The organism is Streptomyces vietnamensis (assembly GCF_000830005.1).
Taxonomy (GTDB): domain Bacteria; phylum Actinomycetota; class Actinomycetes; order Streptomycetales; family Streptomycetaceae; genus Streptomyces; species Streptomyces vietnamensis.
This window is the reverse complement of sequence record NZ_CP010407.1, coordinates 3,896,130-3,908,197: the sequence shown is the minus strand read 5'-3', so window position 1 is coordinate 3,908,197 and position 12,068 is coordinate 3,896,130. Positions and strand designations below refer to the sequence as shown.

Annotated in this window: 9 protein-coding genes; 6 read left to right on the top strand and 3 right to left on the bottom strand. The window is 73.8% G+C overall.

Annotated features, from left to right (window positions below; genetic code table 11):
- Positions 1–159: 159 nt before the first annotated feature.
- Complete coding sequence (locus tag SVTN_RS17310; protein ID WP_245727565.1) at positions 160–2,625, bottom strand: SulP family inorganic anion transporter; 2,466 nt, start codon at positions 2,623–2,625, stop codon at positions 160–162.
- A gap of 280 nt (positions 2,626–2,905) precedes the next feature.
- Here SVTN_RS17310 and SVTN_RS17305 point away from each other — a divergent pair, with 280 nt between their 5' ends.
- A complete protein-coding gene (locus SVTN_RS17305) occupies positions 2,906–4,252 on the top strand; it encodes a polysaccharide deacetylase family protein (protein ID WP_041129910.1) in 1,347 nt (448 codons plus the stop codon).
- Here SVTN_RS17305 and SVTN_RS17300 read toward each other — a convergent pair.
- Positions 4,230–5,216, bottom strand: coding sequence for an ATP-binding protein (locus SVTN_RS17300; protein WP_041129909.1), 987 nt, complete (start codon positions 5,214–5,216; stop codon positions 4,230–4,232). The two genes, SVTN_RS17305 and SVTN_RS17300, sit on opposite strands and share 23 nt — an antisense overlap.
- Before the next feature lie 102 nt (positions 5,217–5,318).
- Between SVTN_RS17300 and SVTN_RS17295 the strand changes: the two genes are divergently transcribed.
- Complete coding sequence (locus SVTN_RS17295; RefSeq protein WP_041129908.1) at positions 5,319–6,161, top strand: Fic family protein; 843 nt, start codon at positions 5,319–5,321, stop codon at positions 6,159–6,161.
- Between the two features lie 586 nt (positions 6,162–6,747).
- Here the strand turns inward: SVTN_RS17295 and SVTN_RS17290 are convergent.
- Entirely contained in the window at positions 6,748–7,614 is an 867-nt protein-coding gene (locus SVTN_RS17290; protein WP_041129907.1) for an HAD family hydrolase, read from the bottom strand.
- Between the two features lie 449 nt (positions 7,615–8,063).
- On the opposite strand from SVTN_RS17290, the gene ssd reads away from it, so the two are divergent.
- The 4 genes from ssd to SVTN_RS17270 are packed head-to-tail and all read left to right on the top strand — an operon-like array spanning position 8,064 to position 12,023.
- Entirely contained in the window at positions 8,064–9,185 is a 1,122-nt protein-coding gene (gene ssd / locus SVTN_RS17285) for a septum site-determining protein Ssd (RefSeq protein ID WP_052499170.1), read from the top strand.
- Positions 9,182–10,369, top strand: a complete 1,188-nt coding sequence (locus tag SVTN_RS17280; protein WP_052499169.1) for a TadA family conjugal transfer-associated ATPase — start codon at positions 9,182–9,184, stop codon at positions 10,367–10,369. Before ssd ends, SVTN_RS17280 begins: the two co-directional genes overlap by 4 nt.
- Positions 10,370–10,401: 32 nt before the next feature.
- Positions 10,402–11,259, top strand: a complete 858-nt coding sequence (locus tag SVTN_RS17275) for a type II secretion system F family protein (RefSeq protein WP_041133987.1) — start codon at positions 10,402–10,404, stop codon at positions 11,257–11,259.
- Positions 11,256–12,023: a type II secretion system F family protein gene (locus SVTN_RS17270; RefSeq protein WP_041129905.1), complete on the top strand. Its 768-nt coding sequence runs from the start codon at positions 11,256–11,258 to the stop codon at positions 12,021–12,023. The genes SVTN_RS17275 and SVTN_RS17270 overlap by 4 nt, the downstream gene beginning before the upstream one ends.
- The last annotated feature ends 45 nt before the right edge of the window (positions 12,024–12,068 follow it).

Here is a 12,068-nt window from a genome sequence, read left to right as displayed (position 1 = left end):
GTATGTGTCCCGCGTCATAGCTCATCAGTCGGAGGCCCGGGTGACAAGAGCCTCCAGGAAATTGGTTTAGACCTGTGAGTGATCGACGCGCGGTGGCCCCTCCTCCCGAGCGGTGGGAGAAGGGGCCACACAGTCTCACGGCCCGGGGGACCGGAAGGTTCAGGACGCGCGAGCGGCTGCGAGGCGACCGGGCGCTTCGAGGTGGGCGGGAGCTTCGAGATGGTCGGGCGCTTCGAGGTGGGCGGGCGCTTCGAGGTGGTCCGTCGGCAGCACCCGGGTGAAGACGTCGTCGTAGCCGTGCACCTCGTCCGTCCCGGAGAGGAGGTACGCCTGCGCCTCGCCCACGTGGAAGTACACGCCGTGCAGCGTGAGCGTGCCCTCGGCCAGCCGGCGCGCCACCGACTCGTACGCCCGCAGGTGCTCCAGCTGCTGGACCACGTTGGTCAGGCAGAGCTGCTCGACGGCGTCGGCCGGAAGGCGCCCGGAGATCCGGGCCCAGGCGTGGCGTCGGCTCGCCATCCGCTCCAGGCTGGGTCTGCCGTGGCGCAGCCAGCGGCGGAGCGGGGTCGGCGGGTCGTCCGGGCTGCCGGCAAGGAGGGCCTGCATCGCGCCGCAGCCGGAGTGGCCGCAGACGGTGATCGACGTGACCCGCAGCACCTCCACCGCGTACTCGATCGCCGCCGCCACCGAGTCGTCCCCGCTCTCCTCGCCGGGGAGCGGGACGAGATTGCCGACGTTGCGCACGGTGAAGAGGTCACCGGGGCCGCTGGAGGTGATCATGCTGGTGACGAGACGGGAGTCGGCGCAGGTCAGGAAGAGCTGCGAGGGACGCTGCCCCTCCCGGGCGAGCCGCGCGAGCTCGTCCCGTACGAGCGGGGCGGTGTTCCGCTGGAACTTGCCGATGCCGCTCGCCAGGTGCAGCCCCGTCGTCCGTCCGGGTTCGGAGGTTCCGGCGGACCCGGCGGTCTCGGTGGCCTCGGTGGTCTCGGTGGGCTTCTCCCCGCACTGGTGGTTGTGCCAGGGCGTCCAGGGACGGCAGCAGGGGTGCGCGGCGGAGGCGGTGGCGGGGGCGGGCTCGGCGATCCGGACGCCGGAGGGGCCGGTCGTCTCGACCGTCCCGCCGTGGGCGAGGTGCCCGGCGGTCCAGTCGCTCAGCGTCTCGTACGCGGCGTGGTCCATGAAGGACCCGTCCAGCTCGACCACCACGTCGGAGCCCTGCGGCAGTTGGTGCAGGGCGCGGCTGAGCCGGGGCACGGCGAGGAAGGTCAGCTGGCCCCGTACGCGCAGGAGTTGACGTCCCTCCCGCTCCTCCCGGGTGATCCGGGTGCGGGCCAGCCGGTTCAGGGCGACCGCGATGGCCACGGCGATGCCGAGGGCGACGCCCTCCAGGATGCCGACGAGGGCGACACCGGCCAGCGTCACCGCGTACACGACGACCTCGCGGTGTCGTGTGACCGTACGGATGTGGGTGATGCTCACCATCTGGATGCCGACCACCATGACGAGCGCGGCGAGCGCGGGCAGTGGGATCAGGTCGAGCACCGGCACGAGCAGCAGGGCCGCGAGCACGATCCACAGGCCGTGCAGCATGGTCGAGGCGCGACTCGTCGCGCCCGCCGCGACGTTGGCGACGCTGCGGACCGCGACCCCGGCGACCGGGAGGCCGCCGAGCGCCCCGGAGACCACGTTGGCCGCGCCCTGTCCGGCGAGCTCGCGGTCGAGTCCGGAGCGGGGGACGCTCCGGCCGTGGCCCGCGCCTGCGGCGGCGCGGGCGGCGACCAGCTTGTCGACCGCGACGGCCGAGAGCAGTGACTGCACGCTGGTGACGAGGGTGATCGTGAGCACGCCCGCCGCGATGCCGAGGACCGGGCCCTCGGGCAGGCCGGGCAGCGCGTGACTGCTCCAGGACGGCAGGTCCACACGGGGCACGGCGAGTCCGGCGAAGGCGGCCACGGCCGTCGCGCCGGCCACCGCGACGAGCGCGGCCGGGACCTTCCGCACGAGCCGTCCCGCCCGGCCGGGCAGCCGGGGCCAGACGAGCAGCACGGCCACGGTGAGGGCGCTGATGGCGAGCGCGGCCGGCTGGGCGTGCGCCAACTGGGCGGGCAGGCCGAGGGCGTTGTCGACGGCGGAGCTCTGCGGAGTGCCGCCGAGGACGATGTGGAGCTGGGCGAGCGCGATGGTGACGCCGATGCCGGCCAGCATGCCGTGCACGATCGCGGGCGAGACGGCGAGCGCCGATCTGGCCACGCGCAGGGCGGACAGGGCGAGTTGGGTGAGGCCGGCGAGGACGGTGATGGCGCAGGTGGTGCGCCAGCCGTACCGCTGGATGAGCTCGGCGGTCACGACGGTGAGTCCGGCGGCGGGGCCGCTCACCTGGAGCGGGGAGCCGCCGAACCGGCCGGCGACGAGGCCGCCGACGGCGGCGGCCACCAGGCCGGACTGGAGCGGGGCTCCGGTGGCGAGTGCGATGCCGAGCGAGAGCGGCAGCGCGATCAGGAAGACGGCGACGGACGCGGAGAGGTCGGCGCCGGCGATGTGGAAGCGACGCGGTCCCTTCGGCGGGCTGTGGGGCCGCTGGCTTCGGGGCCGGTTGGTCGTGCGGGCAGGGGTGCAGAGGGTCATGTTCCCGTCTCCTCCGGGGCAGCGCGGTCGGCGGCTCGTGCGGGGTGCAGCGGCGGGATTCCGGCGAGAGCCTCCGGAAGGGAGGGATCAACGCTCGGTAAATGGATCGTAATGGAGAGTAAAGACTGCGGCATTATTTTCGGGGCAAACAGGGCAATGTTTCACCGGATCCGGTGACAGAACGTGCACGTGCCGCTTGTCGTTGACGCTCCCCGGTCCTTGTGGTGCGACGTTGACGCCGCTTGTACGGAAATCCGAGGATCTGAGGAAAGGTGCGCGGATGTCAGTCGCCCGCAGAACGACCACGGCCCGGAGGAAGGCGCTCACCGTCGGCGCCCTGACCCTCGCCCTCACCACCGGCCTCGCCGGCTGCTCGGGCTCCGACGGCACCGTCACCAAGGGCGCACCGGGCGGCGCGGGCGTCGGCGCGGGCGCTGGCACTGGCGCGGGTGCTGGCGCTGGCGCTGGTGCCAAGAAGGGTCCGGCCGCGGCCCCGCCGAGCGCGCCCCGGCTGATCGGCGACGGTTCGACCGCCTTCACCGGCGCCCAGCCCCACCAGCCGGTCTGGCAGCGCCTCAAGCCGGGCGAGACACCGCCGCAGTTCGTGGTCTTCTCGTGGGACGGCGCGGGCGAGGACAGCCAGAAGCTGTTCTCCCACTTCCGCGCGGTGGGCAAGAAGTACGACGCCAAGATGACGTACTTCCTCAGCGGCGTGTACCTGCTGCCGGAGGAGAAGAAGGAGCTCTACGACCCGCCGCAGCACAGCGCCGGCCGCTCCGACATCGGCTTCAACGACGTCGACGGCATCCGCGCCACCGTCCGCGAACTGCGCGGTGCGTGGCAGGAGGGCAACGAGATCGGCACCCACTTCAACGGCCACTTCTGCGGTGCCGACGGCGGCGTCGGGAACTGGTCCGTCGAGGAGTGGAAGAGCGAGATCAACCAGGCCAAGTCCTTCGTCAAGCACTGGAAGACGAACGCCGGCCTGCGCACCGAGCAGCCGCTGCCCTTCGACTACGACAAGGAGCTCGTCGGCGCCCGCACCCCCTGTCTCGAAGGCCGGAAGAACTTCGTCAAGGCGGCGGCGCAGATGGGCTTCCGCTACGACACCAGCGGCGTCAACGACCAGATCTGGCCCAAGAAGGACCTGGGCCTGTGGGACCTGTCGATGCAGCTCGTGCCCGTCCCGGGCCGCGCCTTCCAGACGCTCTCCATGGACTACAACTTCCTGGTGAACCAGTCCCCCGGCACGACCCAGGGCGACCCCTCACGGCGGCAGTACTGGGGCGACCAGATGCGCGACGGCCTGGTGCAGGCCTTCGAGCGCTCCTACCGGGGCAACCGCGCGCCGCTGATCATCGGCAACCACTTCGAGTCCTGGAACGGCGGCACCTACATGCGCGCCGTCGAGGAGACCATCGCCACCGTCTGCGTGCAGAAGGACGTCAAGTGCGTCTCCTTCCGCCAGCTCGCCGACTGGCTCGACGCCCAGGACCCCGACGTCATCGCCAAGATGCGCACCCTGAAGGTCGGCGAGGCCCCGGCGGCCGGCTGGCAGGCCTTCCTCGCCCCGCAGCCGGCGGCCCCGGCGGGCGCCCCGGCCACTAAGCCGGCTGCACGGCACTGAGCCCTTCGGACAACACGAACCCGGGGTCGACCTGCGCCGCCAGGTCGGCCCCGGTTTTGGCGTTGCCCCAGCTCTCCGCGTTGCGCAGGTGGAAGTGGACCATCTGGCGCGTGTAGCGCTCCCAGTCGCGGTGGGCGTACGAGTCGTCCGCCGCGTCCTGGAGGGCCTGGAGCGCCATGCGGTTCTCCGCCTCCAGGAGTTCGAAGCGGGGCGGGCGGCCCTTCTCCATCGCGCGGACCCAGTCCGAGTGGCCCACCGTCACCAGCAGGTCCTCGCCCACCTCCTCGCGCAGGAAGTCGAGGTCGTCCCGGCCCTGCACCTTGTTGCCGACGACCTTCAGCGCCACGCCGAAGTCCCGCGCGTACTCCTTGTACTGGCGGTAGACCGAGACGCCCTTGCGGGTCGGCTCGGCGACCAGGAACGTCATGTCGAAGCGGGTGAAGAGGCCGGAGGCGAAGGAGTCCGAACCCGCCGTCATGTCGACGACCACGTACTCGTCGGCCCCGTCGACCAGGTGGTTGAGGCACAGCTCCACCGCGCCGACCTTCGAGTGGTAGCAGGAGACCCCGAGATCCGACTCCGTGAAGGGGCCGGTCGCCATCAGCCGGACCGCGCCGTCGTCGAGCGGCACCGCCCGCGCGCACGCCTCGTACACCGGGTTGTCCTCGCGGACCCGCAGCAGCCGCGAACCCTCCCCGGGCGGCGTCGTCTTGATCATCGTGTCGGCGGAGGCGATCCGCGGGTTGCTGCCCCGCAGGTACTCCTTGATGAGCGGCAGGTGCGCGCCCATCGCGGGCAGCGCGGCGGCCTCCGCCTCGGGCAGACCGAGCGCGGCGCCCAGGTGCTGGTTGATGTCGGCGTCGACGGCGACGACCGGTGCTTCGTTGGCGGCGAGGTGACGGATGAAGAGCGAGGACAGCGTGGTCTTGCCGCTGCCGCCCTTCCCCACGAAAGCGATCTTCATGTTCACCTAGGGTAGCGGCACGACAGCGGCCCGTGGTCAAGCTGCGTGAAGAAGACCACTCCAACGTGGGGCGGGCCCCCGGGGCGCGTAGCCTCCCTACTTATGAGTACGCACGCCTCTGACCCCTTGGCCGCCCTCGGCTCCCTGCCGGGCGTCGCCGAAGCGGTGGACTCCGTACGCAAGGCCGTCGACCGGGTCTACGGCCACCGCGTGATGCGCCGCCGCAGCAACGAGATCTCCTCCGAGGCGGCCCTGCGCGGCGCGCGCGGCTCGGCCGCCCTGTCCGGGGCCGACTGGGCCCTGGAAGAGGTCCGCCGCCGCACCGACTTCAGCGCCGACGCCGAGGCCCGCACGGTCGGTGCCGCCCTGCGCCTCGGCGCCGAGGCCGGGCAGCTGCTCTCCATCTGGCGCCAGTCCCCGCTGCGCGTGCTCGCCCGGCTCCACCTGGTCGCGGCCGGGGACGCGGGTGTCCCGGGCGGCACCGGCGTCGGCGACTCCGTGGGCCGGCCCCGGCTGGACGGCGAGACGGTCGACGAACCGCTGATCGACGCCCCGCTGCCGACGCCCGCCGAGGTCGCGGGGCGGCTCGACGGCCTCGCCGAGCTGATCGTCGCGGGCAGCGAGGCCCCGGCGCTCGTGACGGCCGCCGTGGTGCACGGCGAGCTGCTCGCACTGCGCCCGTTCACCTCGTACAACGGTCTGGTCGCGCGGGCGGCGGAGCGGATCGCGCTGGTCGGCAGCGGCCTCGACCCCAAGGCGATCTGCCCGGCCGAGGTCGGCCACGCGGAGCAGGGGCGGGCCGCGTACCTGGCCGCCTTCGAGGGGTACCTGTCGGGCACCCCGGAGGGCATGGGCGCCTGGATCGCACACTGCGGGCGCTCGGTCGAACTGGGGGTCCGGGAGTCGACGGCCGTCTGCGAGGCCCTCCAGCGCGGCGCCGCCTGAGAGACCTCCGGGGAGGGCCGTCACTGGGTGCCGGCTGAGATGGCCGCCGCCGGGTCCGACTGGGGAGGGTCGTCACCGGGGGTCGGCTGGGATGGCCGTCACCGGGCCCGACTAGGGAGAGTCGTCACCGGAGGTCGGCTGGGATGGCGGTCACCGGGCGCTGGCTGGGATGGCCGCCGCCGGGTCCGGCTGGGGAGGGTCGTCACCGGAGGTCGGCTTTCGTGAGGGCCTGGGCGGCTCTCGTGTCGCCCTGGTCATGTCCCGTGTCGGCCCGGTCGGGTCCGGCCGGGTCCGGAAATGGGTTGCGGCGGCACCAATCCTGGTACCGCCGCTGGCACGTCCACCCAGTTACCAAGCGTCCTCGATATGTGCCCATCAGGCCGGGATCTTTGCCCGTGGCCTGGTGCGGCTGGCCCGTAATCGACGGGTCGACGTCGCGTGGGTGCCCGGTTTCAGTGCTAGGTCCGTGGGGCCTTCATGCTCAACAGGTGATCCTCTCGGATGTCCTCGGTCTCGCGGGCCTGATTCCTTTCTACTCCTGTCCGGGTGGAAGCGAAAGTGCTGGATCCGCTTCTCGGACGATTGCTCAAATTCGGGCAAAGTCCCCGGCGAGACGCTCGGTGAGGGCGGCTTGCCGGCGCCGGGCCGCGTACCAGACGAGCCCGGCCCCGACGGCTGCCGCTCCCACCGCCGCCGCGGCGACGAGCGTGGGGCGGGGCGGCATCCGGAATTCGGGCAGCCGCTGCTTGAGCCGCACCGGCTTCTCGAAGGCGAGAACGGGCCACTCCCGGGCCACGGCCTCACGGCGCAGCGTCCGGTCGGGGTTGACCGCGTACGGGTGGCCGACGGCCTCCAGCATGGGGATGTCGGTCGCCGAATCGCTGTACGCGTAGCAGCGCGAGAGGTCGTAGCCCTCCGACTCCGCGAGCTCCCGGACCGCCTCCGCCTTCGTCGGCCCGTAGGCGTAGTACTCCACCTCCCCGGTGAAGCATCCGTCCTCGCCGACCACCATCCGGGTGGCGACGACCCGGTCGGCACCGAGCATCTCGCCGATCGGCTCGACCACCTCGGCACCGGAGGTCGAGACGATCACGACGTCGCGGCCGGCGGCGTGGTGTTCCTCGATGAGGGAGGCCGCTTCGTCGTAGATGATCGGGTCGATCAGATCGTGAAGGGTCTCGGCGACGAGCTCCTTCACCTGGGCGACGTTCCAGCCTTTGCAGAGCGCGGAAAGATATTCACGCATCCGCTCCATCTGGTCGTGATCGGCTCCACCCGCCAGGAAGACGAACTGGATGTAGGCCGTCCGCAGGGCGGCGCGGCGGCTGATCAGTCCGCCCCGGTAGAAGGACTTGCTGAAGGTCAGCGTCGATGACTTCGCAATGACCGTCTTGTCCAGGTCAAAGAAGGCGGCTGTGCGCGGCAAGGAGTGGTTTTCCACGAGCCCGAGCATAGGTGCCACCATTCGGCGTACGCTCGGGCGCGTGGGTTTGCCTGAGAAGGCTCTCGGGTACACCATGGAAGTCACGGATCGTTCGCGACCGTGCTAACCCGGTCCGGCTCCTCCCCCCCCGAGTCGGCCGGAGAGACGACCCCCGCTCTCCCCCCCGGCGGGGGTCGTCGCATGTCCGGAGCCGTTTTGGCCCTGCGTGCCATCGCTCGCTCCCTTCCTTCCGTTCATCGGTCACGGGCTGATCGAGGCCCCGCCCGGCACTCGATTCATCACTCACAGTAATCGGCGGGCTGCGTTCCGGACAGTCCCCGGAGGAGTGGCGAAGTTATTCACAGCTCCTCGCTTATCCACAGTTTTTCGGCAAGATCGGCACGATTTCCGAGATGCCTCCACGGTGATTCCTGTCGCGAAGTTCGCGGACGGCAGGAATCACGAGAGGGGCGTGCACCGTGGAGACATCCAGGACTTCCGGGGCCAGGGGGACGACATGCGGTTCGGCGGCGGAAGGGCCGCGCCGGGGCGGGCCGCTGATCGTCACCGAGGACCTCGGGCTGCTCGACGACCTCCTGCGGCTCTGCGCCGCGGCCGGGGTCGAGCCCGAGGTGCACCACCGGGTGCCGGAGCGGCGGGCGAGCTGGACCGACCCGCCGCTCGTCCTGGTCGGCGACGACGCCGCCGCCCGCTGCCGGGGGGCGGCGCGCCGGCCGGGGACCCTCCTCGTCGGCCGTGACCGGGACGATCCGGAGCTGTGGCGGCTTGCGGTGGAGATCGGCGCGGAGAGCGTACTGAGCCTCCCGGCCGCCGAGAGCCTTCTCGTCGACCGCCTCGCCGACGCGGCCGAGGGCGCGGACAGGCCGGCGCTGACCGTCGGCGTCGTCGGCGGCCGGGGCGGCGCGGGGGCCTCCACCCTGGCCTGCGGTCTCGCGCTGGCCGCCGCGAGGGCCGGGCACCGCACGCTGCTCGTCGACGGCGACCCGCTGGGCGGAGGGCTCGACGTGTTGCTCGGCGGCGAGCGCGAGGAGGGCAGGCGATGGCCCGACTTCGCCACCTCGAAGGGCCGCCTGGCCGGCGGCGCCCTGGAGGAGTCCCTGCCGTCGGTGCGCGGGGTCCGGGTGCTCAGCTGGGGCCGGGACCCGGCGGCGCCGATGCCGCCCGAGGCCGTGCGGTCCGTGCTCGCCGCCGCGCGGCGCCGGGGCGGGGTCGTCGTGGTGGACCTGCCGCGCGGCGCCGACCCGTCGGCCGTCGAGGCCCTGGCGCAGCTCGACCTCGGACTGCTCGTCGTTCCCGGGGAGTTGAGGGCCGTTGCGGCCGCGCACCGGATGGTCTCGACGATCGGACCGGCCGTGCGCGACCTGCGCGCCGTGGTCCGCGGGCCGTACGCGGCGGGGCTCGACGAGCGGTGGGTAGCCGACGCGCTGCGGCTGCCGCTCGCCGGTGAACTCCCTTACGACCCGGGGATCGTGGCCGACCAGGACGCGGGAATGCCGCCGGGCGCCGAGCCCCGGGGCCCCCTCGGCCGGTTCTGCACCGCCTTCTGGGAGCGCGCTCTCGTGCCCGGTGGTCCGGCATGACCGGGACAGGGGGCGCGGCTTGGAGCGAGGGTGGCGGAGCGGGGCTCCTCGACGCCGTGCGGCAGCGGCTCGCGGCGAGCGGGGCCGAGCCCACCCCGGCGCGCGTGGCGGCGGCGCTGCGCGCCCAGGGAAGACTCCTGGGCGATGCGGAAGTCCTCGGGGCGGCCGAGGAGTTGAGGTGTGAGCTGATCGGCACCGGTCCGCTGGAGCCGCTGCTCGCCGACCCGGCGGTCACCGACGTCCTGGTCTCCGCACCCGACCGGGTGTGGGTGGACCGGGGAACCGGTCTCGAACGGGCCCCGGTGGCCTTCCCCGACGCCACCGCCGTCCGCCGCCTCGCGCAACGGCTCGCGGCGGTGGCCGGACGCAGGCTCGACGACGCCCGGCCCTGGGTCGACGCCCGGCTCCCCGACGGCACCCGGATGCACGCGGTGCTGCCGCCGGTCGCGGTCGGCTCGACCTGCCTGTCGCTTCGGGTGGTCCGCCCCCGCGCCTTCTCCCTGGAGGAGCTGGTCGCGGCGGGCACCGTGCCGCCGGACGGCGCCCCGATCCTGCGGGCCCTGATCGACGCCCGCGTGTCGTACCTCGTCAGTGGCGGCACCGGGACGGGCAAGACCACGCTCCTCGCCTCGCTCCTGGGGCTGGTGGGGGAGCGGGAGCGGATCGTGCTCGCCGAGGACTCGGCGGAGCTGCGGCCGGACCACCCGCACGTGGTGCGCCTGGAAGCGCGGCCCGCGAACCAGGAGGGCGCCGGGCTCGTCACCCTGCGGGACCTGGTCCGGCAGGCGCTGCGGATGCGCCCCGACCGGCTGGTCGTCGGCGAGGTCAGGGGCGGGGAGGCGGTGGATCTGCTTGCCGCTCTCAACACGGGCCATGAAGGCGGCTGCGGAACGGTCCACGCCAATACGGCGGCGGACGTGCCGGCGCGGCTCGAAGCCCTGGGGACGGCGGCCGGGCTCGACCGGGCCGCCCTGCACAGCCAGCTGGGCGCGGGCCTGTCGGTGGTGCTGCACGTCGTACGGGACCGGGACGGACGGCGGCGGATCGCCGAGGTCCACGTCCTGGAGCGGGACCGGGACGGTCTGGTCCGGACGGTGCCGGCGCTGCGGTGGGGCGCGGCCGGGTTCGAGCGGGAGCGGGGCTGGGAGCGGCTGAGGTCGCTGATCGGAGGGGGATCGCGGTGAGAGAGATCGCGGTGACGGCGGAACTGGTGCAGATGCGGGGCGCGGCACACGGGGCGGCGGCGCTCTGCGCGGTGCTCGCCCTGTGGTGGACAGCCGAGCGGCGGCGCGGTGCGGGCCGGGCAAGAGCGGTGCTTGCGGGCGGAGTTCCCGACGACCGCGGCAGCTGGGAGTGGCCCGCGGTGGCCGCGCGCTGGTGGGCCCTGCTGCGGGAGCGGCGCGCCTGGCTGTGCCTGCCGGTGGCGGGAGTCCTCGCGCTCCTCGGCGAGTCACCGCTGCCGCTGGTGGCGGGGGCGCTCGCGGTGCCCCTGGTGGGACGGCGGTTGCGGGCCGCCGGGCGCCGGAAGGAGCGGGAGGCGCGGGCCGAGCGCGTGGTGGCCCTGTGCGGGGCGGTCGTCGGGGAGCTGAGGGCCGGCTGGCAGCCCGCGCAGGCACTGTCCTTCGCGGCCAGGGAGACGGGCGCGCTCGGCGCCGCGGAGGCGCCGGTCCTCGCGGCGGCCCGGTTCGGCGGGGACGTGCCGGAGGCGCTGCGGCGGGCGGCCCGGCAGGACGGCGCCGACGGGCTCGCGGGCATGGCGGCCTGCTGGCAGGTGGCCGTCGACGGAGGCGCGGGCCTGGCCGACGGGCTCGACCGCCTGGAGGCCGCCCTGCGGGAGCACCACGAGCAGCGCGACCGCCTGCGGGCCGAACTGGCCGGCGCCTGGGCCACGGTGACGGTCCTCGCGCTGCTCCCGGCGGCCGGGCTCGCCCTCGGCGCCGCCCTGGGCGCCGACCCGCTGCGGGTGCTGCTGCACACACCGGCCGGCCTGGGCTGCCTGGCCGTGGGCGGGGCGCTGGAGGCGGCCGGACTGTGGTGGGCCGCGCGGATCGTACGGGGAGGGGAGCGGGCATGAGGCCGGACGTCGTTCGGGCGGCGGGCCTCCTGGCCCTGGCGGCCGCCCTGTGCGTGCAGGGCGTCCTGGAGGTGCTGCGCGGACTGCGGGCGCGCCGGACGCGGCGGCGGGCCGGAGGCCTTCTCCCGAGGCCGGAACCGCGCCCCCGGAAGGTCCGGGGCGGGCTGCCGCCCTGGGTGGGGCCCTGGCTGCTGCCCTTGGTGGGGGTCGGCTTCGGCTGGGTGCTGTCCGGCGGGGTCGGCGGCCTGTGCGCCGGGGCCCTGACGGCCGCGGGAGTGAGGTGGCGGGCCATGAGGCAGGCCGCGCCACCGGCCAGCGACGAGGAGGCGGCGCGCCATCTGCCGCTCGCCGCCGATCTGTTGGCGGCCTGTGCCGCCTCCGGAGCTGGGCCCGGTGCGGCGGCGGAGGCGGTGGGCCGGTCGCTGGGCGGGCCCCTCGGCGAGCGCCTGACCCGCACGGCCGCCGAACTGCGGCTCGGCGGCGAACCGGCCGAGGTGTGGGGGAGATTCGGCGCGATACCGGGCGCCGAAGGACTGGCCCGCTGCATGGAGCGGGCGGGTTCCTCGGGAGCGCCGGCGGCGGAGGCCGTCGCCCGGCACGCGACCGCCCTGCGCGCCGGCCGCGCCCGCGCGGCGGCGGCCCGGGCACGCCGGGCACAGGTGCTGATCAGCGCGCCCGTGGGGCTCTGCTTCCTGCCCGCCTTCCTGGCGGTGGGAGTGGCTCCGGTGGTGATCGGCCTCGCGGCGGGACTGCTGGACGGATGAACACGACGACGAGACACGACGGCACGACATGACGACGAGACACGA

Bases quoted from the DNA above. Each gene is read 5' to 3' on its own strand.
- SVTN_RS17310 (WP_245727565.1), bottom strand. From the start codon at position 2,625: ATGACCCTCTGCACCCCTGCCCGCACGACCAACCGGCCCCGAAGCCAG.
- SVTN_RS17305 (WP_041129910.1), top strand. From the start codon at position 2,906: ATGTCAGTCGCCCGCAGAACGACCACGGCCCGGAGGAAGGCGCTCACC.
- SVTN_RS17300 (WP_041129909.1), bottom strand. From the start codon at position 5,216: ATGAAGATCGCTTTCGTGGGGAAGGGCGGCAGCGGCAAGACCACGCTG.
- SVTN_RS17295 (WP_041129908.1), top strand. From the start codon at position 5,319: ATGAGTACGCACGCCTCTGACCCCTTGGCCGCCCTCGGCTCCCTGCCG.
- SVTN_RS17290 (WP_041129907.1), bottom strand. From the start codon at position 7,614: ATGCTCGGGCTCGTGGAAAACCACTCCTTGCCGCGCACAGCCGCCTTC.
- SVTN_RS17280 (WP_052499169.1), top strand. From the start codon at position 9,182: ATGACCGGGACAGGGGGCGCGGCTTGGAGCGAGGGTGGCGGAGCGGGG.
- SVTN_RS17275 (WP_041133987.1), top strand. From the start codon at position 10,402: ATGCGGGGCGCGGCACACGGGGCGGCGGCGCTCTGCGCGGTGCTCGCC.
- SVTN_RS17270 (WP_041129905.1), top strand. From the start codon at position 11,256: ATGAGGCCGGACGTCGTTCGGGCGGCGGGCCTCCTGGCCCTGGCGGCC.